The 7,043-nt window shown below is 63.4% G+C and carries 10 protein-coding genes and 1 pseudogene; 6 read left to right on the forward strand and 5 right to left on the reverse strand.

Annotation, left to right across the window (positions count from 1 at the left end):
* Positions 1-336: 336 nt before the first annotated feature.
* The 3 genes from AC1D00_RS19700 to AC1D00_RS19710 form a co-directional block, all read right to left on the reverse strand.
* Positions 337-1,329, reverse strand: coding sequence for a dienelactone hydrolase family protein (locus AC1D00_RS19700; protein WP_477011812.1), 993 nt, complete (start codon positions 1,327-1,329; stop codon positions 337-339).
* 71 nt (positions 1,330-1,400) lie between these two features.
* A complete protein-coding gene (locus AC1D00_RS19705) occupies positions 1,401-1,997 on the reverse strand; it encodes a hypothetical protein (RefSeq protein WP_477011813.1) in 597 nt (198 codons plus the stop codon).
* 255 nt (positions 1,998-2,252) lie between these two features.
* Positions 2,253-2,663 (reverse strand): DUF4260 domain-containing protein, encoded by a 411-nt coding sequence (locus AC1D00_RS19710; protein WP_135178107.1) that lies wholly within the window; start codon positions 2,661-2,663, stop codon positions 2,253-2,255.
* 149 nt (positions 2,664-2,812) lie between these two features.
* Between AC1D00_RS19710 and AC1D00_RS19715 the strand changes: the two genes are divergently transcribed.
* Both AC1D00_RS19715 and AC1D00_RS19720 read left to right on the forward strand, forming a co-directional pair.
* On the forward strand, positions 2,813-4,345 hold the full coding sequence (locus AC1D00_RS19715) for an acyl-CoA carboxylase subunit beta (RefSeq protein WP_135178108.1): 1,533 nt from the start codon (positions 2,813-2,815) through the stop codon (positions 4,343-4,345).
* Positions 4,346-4,466: 121 nt separating this feature from the next.
* Positions 4,467-4,814 (forward strand): hypothetical protein, encoded by a 348-nt coding sequence (locus AC1D00_RS19720; protein ID WP_135178109.1) that lies wholly within the window; start codon positions 4,467-4,469, stop codon positions 4,812-4,814.
* Between the two features lie 28 nt (positions 4,815-4,842).
* On the opposite strand, the gene AC1D00_RS19725 is transcribed toward AC1D00_RS19720, so the two are convergent.
* Positions 4,843-4,995, reverse strand: coding sequence for a hypothetical protein (locus tag AC1D00_RS19725; RefSeq protein WP_167771414.1), 153 nt, complete (start codon positions 4,993-4,995; stop codon positions 4,843-4,845).
* A 93-nt stretch (positions 4,996-5,088) separates the two neighbouring features.
* A pseudogene (locus AC1D00_RS19730) lies at positions 5,089-5,237 on the reverse strand (glutathione S-transferase family protein); the annotation flags it as partial.
* A 141-nt stretch (positions 5,238-5,378) separates the two neighbouring features.
* Between AC1D00_RS19730 and AC1D00_RS19735 the strand changes: the two are divergent.
* From AC1D00_RS19735 to AC1D00_RS19750, 4 genes are all read left to right on the forward strand, one after another.
* On the forward strand, positions 5,379-5,864 hold the full coding sequence (locus AC1D00_RS19735) for an adenosine-specific kinase (protein WP_477011814.1): 486 nt from the start codon (positions 5,379-5,381) through the stop codon (positions 5,862-5,864).
* Positions 5,865-5,976: 112 nt separating this feature from the next.
* Positions 5,977-6,165, forward strand: coding sequence for a hypothetical protein (locus tag AC1D00_RS19740; RefSeq protein WP_135178111.1), 189 nt, complete (start codon positions 5,977-5,979; stop codon positions 6,163-6,165).
* A gap of 34 nt (positions 6,166-6,199) precedes the next feature.
* Positions 6,200-6,526 carry a GcrA family cell cycle regulator gene (locus tag AC1D00_RS19745; protein ID WP_038967071.1) on the forward strand — a complete coding sequence of 109 codons (327 nt, stop codon included), beginning with the start codon at positions 6,200-6,202 and terminating at the stop codon, positions 6,524-6,526.
* 188 nt (positions 6,527-6,714) lie between these two features.
* A complete protein-coding gene (locus AC1D00_RS19750; RefSeq protein WP_135178112.1) occupies positions 6,715-6,930 on the forward strand; it encodes a dodecin family protein in 216 nt (71 codons plus the stop codon).
* Positions 6,931-7,043: the final 113 nt, after the last annotated feature.

The following is a 7,043-nucleotide window of genomic DNA, read 5'->3' on the forward strand; positions in this document are numbered from 1 at the left end:
GACTGCACCGAGCCGCGCCTCGTCGGCGAGCGCATGCCCCTGACGCAAGCCTGCCTTGCCGAGATCGGCGCGGTCTGAGCGCAACTGCGCTGATCTGCTGCCTCACCAGCCTCCGTCCTCATCCTGAGGAGCCCGCGTAGCGGGCGTCTCGAAGGATAGTTGCGGGCGAGATCGGGGCCATCATGGTTCGAGACGCGCGTCCCGCGCTCCTCTCGTCATTGCGGGCAGGTCTCTCTCCACGTCATTGCGAGCGCAGCGAAGCAATCCAGAGCCCCTCCGCGGAAAGATTCTGGATTGCTTCGCTGCGCTCGCAATGACGAAGTCTGGGGCGCCGGCCTAGCCCAGCTTGAACAGCGCCTGCAAGAATTCCTCGACGGCCTTGCGCGACTCCGCGGCGGTTGCGGGATTGCCGCCGACATGGGGATTGAGCTCGACGCAGGCGTCCTTGTAGGTGAAGGGCGCCTGCGTGCTGGCGTTCATCAGCACGCCGCCGTTGCCTTCCTTGATCTGGCAATTGCGCACGGTCTGCGCGTTGGCGGAGACAGTCACGGTGGCGACGCCGAGCAGGCCGCTGTCGAAGCCGTGCGCGCTATCGGGGTATTCGGTCAGCACCACGTCGCGCCCGGCGGTCTTGAGCCGCTCGACGAAGGCCTTGCAGCTCTTCACGGGGTTGTAGTCGTCAGGCGTGCCGTGGAAGATGCGGATCGGGCGCGCCGTGACCTCGGTATCGCCGACATAGCTCGTCGAGCAATCCGGATAGAACGGGATGTAGGCGGCGAACTGGATGCCGGACTTGTTCCAGAGCTTGTTGAAGCGGTCGAGGCTCGCATACAGCGTTGCCTGTCCGCCGCGCGAAAAGCCCATCAGCACGATGCGGTCAGGATCGACGCGGGGATGCTTCGCCAGAATCTCGAGCGAGCGGTAGACGTCGACGATCAGATTGAGCCGGCCGAGCAGGGCCTGGTTCGGTCCGACCACCGTCAGTCCGCGGCCGGTAAAGCCGTCGATCACGAAGGTCGAGATGCCCATGGCGTTGAAGGCGTGCACCCAGGCTTCCGTGGTGGCGCCGACGCCGCTGGAGCCGTGCATCAGCACCACGACGGGGAGTTTTCCACTGCCCTGCGCGACGCGGAATTCGCCCGCGACCGTCACCGGCTTGCCGGCGGCCGCATCGCCGCTGAGGAATTGCTGGTCGGAGAGGGTGAGCGAGGGGATCGGGTAGATCTCGGCGCGGGTAGCGACTTCCTTGGGAAGGGATTGCGCGCTGGCGAGCGTAGTTGAGACACAAAGCGCGATGAGCGCGGCAGCGGCGCGGAATGCCCTCGGCATCGGATTCTCCCTGATATTTTTTTGCAGTAGAACAACAGGCCCGCGCGCTGTCAATTTGGCGCGCGGCGGCCTCAGGCCTTGTCGGCCGTCTTCTTCGTCGTCAGCGCCTGGTCGATGGCAAAGCCGCCGATCTCGCTCATGGCTTGCGAGATCACGTCGCCGCGTCTGGCAAAGCCGCTGGAGAGATAGTCGAACTGCGTCCGCGCCAGCCGCAGTACCTCGATCGGCACCGAGACCAAGGTCTCGTTGAAGCTGTCGACGGAGGCGCGCAGCGTCTCCAGCTCGGTGCTGAGTTTGCCGATGTGGCTTTCCGCATCCTGCATCAGGCCGAGCAGCTTGCCGCGCTCGGCATCGAACGCCGCGCGCTCGGCCGCCGCAGCCGCCGTCACCTCGGTAAGCTGCGCCCGCAGCGCCTCGATCTGGGCGACCATGGCATCGGAGGCAAGCTCGGCGGCGTCGCGCAGCTCGACATGGCGTGTGTTCTCTTCATGCTGCTGATGATAGAGCCGCTCGGCTGACATCGCCCGCTGCGTCAGCGACTCGATCAGGCTTGCGGCACGCAGCAGCATCTCGCCGTTCCGTCCCGACACCATGCTGGCCRTGCGCCGCAGGAAGTCGACGGTTTCGGACGACGAGTTCGGCGGCAGGGGGACGACCGTCGCGGACATGAGGTGATGCTTGCAGTCAGACGTGAGGACCGCCGCCGTACCGACTGGGCTCACGCAACATTCGGCGCCTGATCGTAAGCCCGAAGCAAGCCTGAATCGGCGCGCCGGGTCAACCGGCTGGTGCGGCAAATACGATCTCGTAGCCCGGATGGAGCGGAGCGAAATCCGGGACGGAGCAGCGTGGGGGACGACCCCGGATTACGCTCCGCTCCATCCGGGCTACGCAGTCAGCCGAAGCGGCCGCCAAACTTAACGTCAGGCGTCCTTCTGCCGGCCAATCCGCCCGAGATGGGTAAAGCCGAACCCGGCCGAGTATTTCAGGCCATAGCCCAGCGCCCGGTCGATGCCGATATGGGCCAGCCAGATCAAGGCGATGGACAAGGTGAGCGGCGAGGCGAGGCCGAAGCCCAGCGTCAGCAGGGCCACCGGCGCCATGTAGCTGTGGGCGGCGTTGTAGACCAGCGCGCCGAACCTGGCGTCCGAAAGGTAGGCCAGGAAGCTCAGGTCGGGTACGAAGAAGAGCAGGGCGAAGACCAGCCAGGACCCATCCCAGGCCCAGTAAAGCATCACCATCCCAGCGAACAGGGTCAGGCCCTCCAGCCGCAGCACGATGTTGACGCCGCCTGTCACAGAGCCGGTCTCGGCCGTTTCTTGTTCTTGGTCCATCGTCGCCTCCCAGGCAAAACTTTGTAATTCCTTGCGCTTTCCCGCTGCGGCAAGGCAGCCCTGCGAGCCCGAAAGCGGCTTCCCGGCCCGCAAAATGCCGTGTTAGAACCCCCGGCAATCGCATTTAGGCTAAGAACTGGCGGGAGCAAATGAAACATATCCTGGACGCCCTTGAAGATCGTCGTGCCGGCGCAAAGCTCGGCGGCGGGGAGAAGCGCATCGAGGCGCAGCACGCCCGCGGCAAGCTGACCGCGCGCGAGCGCATCGAGCTGTTGCTCGACAAGGGATCGTTCGAGGAGTTCGACATGTTCGTCGAGCACCGCTCCACCGAATTCGGCATGGAGAAGAACAAGATCCCGGGCGACGGCGTCGTCACTGGCTGGGGCACCGTCAACGGCCGCAAGACTTTTGTCTTTGCCAAGGATTTCACGGTGTTCGGCGGGTCGCTCTCGGAAACACACGCGCTGAAAATTACAAAACTCCAGGATATGGCGATGAAGGCGAGGGCGCCCATCATCGGCCTCTATGACGCGGGCGGCGCCCGCATCCAGGAAGGCGTCGCCGCGCTCGCCGGCTATTCCTATGTGTTCCGCCGCAACGTGCTCGCCTCCGGCGTGATCCCGCAGATCTCCGTCATCATGGGCCCCTGCGCCGGCGGCGACGTCTATTCGCCCGCGATGACCGACTTCATCTTCATGGTGAAGAACACCAGCTACATGTTCGTCACCGGCCCCGACGTGGTGAAGACCGTCACCAACGAGGTCGTCACCGCCGAAGAGCTCGGCGGCGCTTCCGTGCACGCGACGCGCTCCTCGATCGCCGATGGCGCCTTCGAGAACGATGTCGAGACGCTGCTGCAGATGCGGCGCCTGATCGACTTCCTGCCATCCAACAACACCGACGGCGTGCCGGAATGGCCGAGCTTCGACGACATCGGCCGCGTCGACATGTCCCTGGACACGCTGATCCCCGACAATCCGAACAAGCCCTACGACATGAAGGAGTTGATCCTGAAGGTCGTGGACGAGGGCGACTTCTTCGAGATCGCGGAGTCTTTTGCGAAGAACATCGTCACCGGCTTCGGCCGCATCGCGGGCCGAACCGTCGGCTTCGTCGCCAACCAGCCGATGGTGCTGGCGGGCGTGCTCGACAGCGACGCCTCACGGAAAGCGGCGCGCTTTGTCCGCTTCTGCGATGCCTTCAACATCCCGATCGTCACCTTCGTTGACGTGCCGGGCTTCCTGCCCGGCACCGCGCAGGAATATGGCGGCCTGATCAAGCACGGCGCCAAGCTGCTGTTCGCCTATTCGCAGTGCACCGTGCCGCTGGTCACCATCATCACCCGCAAGGCCTATGGCGGCGCCTTCGACGTCATGGCCTCCAAGGAGATCGGCGCCGACATGAACTACGCCTGGCCGACCGCCCAGATCGCGGTGATGGGCGCCAAGGGCGCGGTCGAGATCATCTTCCGCAGTGACATCGGCGACCCCGACAAGATCGCCGCGCGCACCAAGGAATACGAAGACCGCTTCCTGTCGCCCTTCATCGCCGCGGAGCGCGGCTACATCGACGACGTGATCATGCCGCACTCGACCCGCAAGCGGATCGCAAGGGCGCTGGCGATGCTCAAGGACAAGAAGGTGGAAATGCCGGCGAAGAAGCACGACAATTTGCCGTTGTGAGGAATGAGTAGCCCGGATGAGCGAAGCGACATCCGGGTTTCCACGCAAGAGTCCCGCATGTCGCTTCGCTCATGCGGGCTACTGGCTACGCTTCTGATTTGGCATCCTCGATCAAAATCCGATGACCGAAGACGATCAGACCGACGAGATTTCACAGATTGAAGATCGGATCGAGCGGCTCGCCGAGATCGCCGAGCGCTGCCGGAAGTACATTCTGGCGTCCAAGATCGCCATCGGCGGCGGGGGCGCGCTGCTGCTGTTCGCGATCCTCGGCCTGTTCGGGACAGGGCAGACCGCCGCGCTCGGATCGATCGCTCTGGTGCTGGGCGGGATCGTGTCACTTGGCTCGAATGTCAGCACGTTGCGGCAGACGGAGAGCGCAATCGGCGATGCGGAGGCGCTTCGATCTCAGCTGATCGGCAGGATCGACCTGCGCGTGGTTGCCGATGCGCCGATGAAGCTGGTGTGACGCGCCCCTTGGTGGGCGCTCACTCGCATCACGCCGCAGCCCTGCGCGTCAGGGTCTGCAACTCCTCGCGGCATTCGGCTGCAAACGCCTGAAGCCGCTCCACGGTGTGCTGGTCGAGGATGGCCTTTGCCAGCCTCTCTGCGCGGGCAAGCTGCTCTTTCAGAAATTCGATGCGGGCCATGTGCCACCTTCCGCGGGAATAGTTTGATGCAAATTGCTTCGTTCCAATGGAGGTGAGCCTAGGCCGAACACCGGATCAATTATGTGAGGTTCGTCACGCTCCAGCGCGCGCCTTATCCGCCGCAGCGAAATGCGCGCCATCTGGTAGGCGCGGGCCTTGGCGAAGGCCGGGCGGGCCGTGGCGCGGGCGACGTAGTCGCGACAGGCTGGATATTCCGTAAGCCCGTCGAAGCGATCGACAAGGCATCGTTCACTGCCCCAGCTTCGCCGTCCCTTGCTTCGCTGCCAGTGGCTTCCGGCGCGAAATCGGCTGTCTCTGGCCGCTTGCAATTGCCTTCTGGGGGCCTACCATGAACGGCGTTGGGACCTTGAAGGAGCGCAGCCATGGAACTCACCGTGGTGCCGATCGTCAAGCCGGACGCAACCAACTTCATCTTCGGCCAGTCGCATTTCATCAAGACCGTGGAAGACCTCCACGAGGCGCTGGTGGGCGCAGTTCCGGGCATCCGCTTCGGGCTGGCCTTCTGCGAGGCCTCCGGCAAGCGGCTGGTGCGCTGGTCGGGGAACGACGAAGCCGCGATCGCGMTTGCACGCGACAATGCAATGGCCATCGGCGCCGGCCATACATTCCTGATCTTCCTGGGCGACGGATTCTTTCCAGTCAACGTGCTGGCTGCGGTGCGCGCAGTGCCGGAGGTCTGCCGCATCTACTGTGCGACGGCCAACCCCACACAAGTGATCGTCGCGCAAACGGAGCAGGGCTGCGGCGTGCTCGGGGTGGTGGATGGCGCCTCACCGCTGGGTGTCGAAACCGACGAGGACATTGCGTGGCGGAAAGACCTGCTGCGAAAGATCGGCTACAAGCTGTAGCGGCTGGATGCAGCCGAAGCGACGGGCCTGCATCGACAAGACCGTCGAACTCACGACCGCAAGATGCCCGGCACACCGGCGCCCTCAAGCTCCAGACCCGAGGAGCAACACCATGAAGCAAAACATCCCCGAAGAATTTTCCACCGGCTTGATGGATTGGAGTCGCTTTGTGATCAAGGGCAGCAAGATGCCGCCCCGGGATCCTGATGACGATGAAGAGAACGAGGAGGGAGAAGACGAGGAAGAAGAGGAGGGGGACGACGACGAACCGGCGGTCGTACGCGAGCCGGACGAAGACTAGAAAAGTGGATGGCAGTTGGCGTACAATGTCTCCCATGAGTTGGGATGCGAAAGACGTAGCGCTGCTCAAGAAACTCTGGGTCCAAGGACAGAGTGCCGCGCAGATCGCGCGCCGTCTCGGGTGTAGCCGTAACGCTGTCTGCGGCAGGCTAACTCGCTTGGGCCTGACGCGTGGCCACAAGCCGCCAACAGCAAAACCCAAGATAAGGTCGGTCCGGAAGCGAGAGCCGGCGTTGTTGGTTGCCTGTGCCCAGCCGGCAGCCAAGAAGGTGTCGCGGAAGACAACAAACAAGCAGCCCAAGGAATTCAGCAAGCACCAGCTTTACGCCATGCTAGCTGAAGCGGTCAGGAATACGGGCTAACGGGCTACCGCGACGTTGTTGCGGCGCGGGCGCAATGAGCCGAGTCCGACCGGGTTGGGAGGGGCATTGGATCATTGGACCCGCTGGTTACCTGGTCTTGGCACCGTCCTTTCAGCGCCGATATCGTGCTAGGCTCGACTGTGGCAGGGAGCACCTGCTTCCTGCTTCATACCGAACGGGAGGACGACATGCCTGAGAGCGTCTACAAGGTCATAGAACTGATCGGCACCAGCAACGATTCCTGGGAAAAGGCCGCCGCCAACGCGGTCGAGCAGGCTGCAAAATCTCTTCGTGACCTTCGTGTCGCAGAGGTCGTCAAGCTCGATATTCAGCTGGACGCCAAAGGAAAAGTAGAGGCCTATCGCGCTAAACTCAACGTGTCGTTCAAGTTCGAGGGCACCTGAGCTTAAGCAAACCTCGCCTCGCTTGCGGGGCGAGGTCGGATCGTACGCGCAGGGTTAGCGCTCAAACGGTCGACGTGAATTGTGTCCCTCTTGGAGAGCGCACGATCATGAAG

This window comes from Bradyrhizobium sp. P2_E8, from assembly GCF_056403875.1.